Consider the following 1,256-nt stretch of genomic DNA (forward strand, 5'->3'; position numbering starts at 1 on the left):
CCCTCCACTACGTTCCGGGTCCCGGCTCGACCAACGGAGAAAGGGGATCTTCACCAGGTCTCGACCATCGGGCGCGTTGCGCGCTCAGCTCGACCAGCGGGGGAAGGGAGAATCGGCGACGGGCAGCACAAGCGCCCGGGTCGATACTTCTCCGCTGGTCGAGCCGCGAAGCGAAGCGAGCGTGTCGAGACCTCCGCAAGGGTTCCTGCGAACCCTCACCGGGTCTCAACACGGGTCCCTCCACTACGTTCCGGGTCCCGGCTCGACCAGCGGGGGAAGGGGATCTTCCCCGGGTCTCGACCAGCGGGCAGGGAGAAACTCTCGCCCGGTGGGAGTTCGGGGGAAGGAAGAGGGTTTTCAGCACAGGGCGTATTGGACCCATTCCCAGGCCTCGGATTCCACTGGCCTGGCCTCTGGGGGTTCTGGCGGGTCGAGCCACGGCGGGGGCGGCTCCTCCAGCCTGGGTTCTGGCTCCGGGGTGGCGAGGCGGATCGTGCCGCCGGTGGCATGCACCAGATACTCAAAGCCTGCCGGGGAGCGCCAGTGGAACCAGCCCGGCGCTGGTTGGGTCAGCACCCAGCCGCCGAAGGTCTTCGCTCGATGCGACCTACGCGCCAACGGCGCGAGGTTGCCCCACCGGGTCTGCCCCGTCTCGCCGTCCCGGTACGGGATCGTGTGATCCACATCACACCCCCGAGAGGCCCGGGAGGCGTAGGGGAACACATCCACCGGCATCAACGCGGTGACCGCGGCGCGCAACCCGACCGACGGATCATGAAGATCCTCGGGTGCGTGCCGAAGGGGATCAAAGATCGGCCGGACCGTCACGCGGGAATCCTTCAAGAACTCCGGCAGTCGTGTGGTGAGGAACGCGCCCCACCGCTCCACCTCGGCCACCCCGGAGCCCTCAGCATCCGGATCGAGGGCGGGGTCGTCGGCGTTGATGTGGACGAATACCGTGGCCTGGGGCAGCATGTCCTGCCCACCCGCCTGCCGGGCCAACACCCCGACGGCGGCGGCGCGACGCTGCCGCAGGTCCCCCGCCTCGACTGGGAGGGTTTTCGCGACCTCCGACAGGGCGTGATCGAAGTCGATCGCGTCACGGGGATCCAACAGCCCATACAAGGCGCAGTGGCCGTTCTTGACGGTATCGACTGCCACGTATCGGTTCTCCCGCTGCTGCTGTTCCCGCTCCCGAGCCGCTTGGGGGTCGGCGGCGATGATCCATGCTTCGAGGTTGCGGCGGATCCGCTGCC

At 68.2% G+C, this 1,256-nt stretch carries 1 protein-coding gene; it reads right to left on the bottom strand.

Features of this window, described 5'->3' with window-relative positions; genetic code table 11:
- Window positions 1-357: 357 nt before the first annotated feature.
- Window positions 358-1,256: DUF222 domain-containing protein (locus tag EII35_RS15440; protein WP_148098965.1), on the bottom strand; the 899-nt coding region annotated here is incomplete at its 5' end.

The sequence above is a fragment of the Arachnia propionica genome (assembly GCF_003932785.1).
Taxonomy (GTDB): Bacteria; Actinomycetota; Actinomycetes; order Propionibacteriales; family Propionibacteriaceae; genus Arachnia; species Arachnia propionica_B.